Genomic DNA, 310 nt, shown 5'->3' with positions numbered 1-310 from the left:
ACTCTTGATCGTCATCCGCGTCTTATGTCGCGGCAGTTCGTACGGCGGTAGCTGCAGGCAGTTGTAGGTGCGGCCGGTGATGACCGGTTGGTCTGGATCGCCGTCAAAAAAGTCGACGATGACCTCCTGCCCGATGCGAGGAATCGCCATGTGCCCCCACAGCGCTCCCGCCCAGTTCTGCGCGACCCGGATCCAGCACGAGCTGTGCTCATTGTGCTGACCCTGACGATCCCACGGGAACTGCACCTTCACTCGGCCGTACTCGTCGGTGTAGATCTCTTCGCCCTCCGGGCCCACGACTACCGCCGGT

1 protein-coding gene is annotated in these 310 nt (G+C 62.6%); it reads right to left on the bottom strand.

The genetic code is table 11. The features are described from left to right. The coding region (gene tssI, locus JYJ84_RS37510; RefSeq protein ID WP_205190374.1) for a type VI secretion system tip protein TssI/VgrG at nt 1-310 on the bottom strand (310 nt) is incomplete at both ends.

Origin of the sequence: Burkholderia sp. LMG 13014, from assembly GCF_905232215.1 — a bacterium.
In the GTDB taxonomy this organism is placed as follows: Bacteria; Pseudomonadota; Gammaproteobacteria; order Burkholderiales; family Burkholderiaceae; genus Burkholderia.
This window is presented reverse-complemented; position numbering and strand designations above follow the sequence as displayed.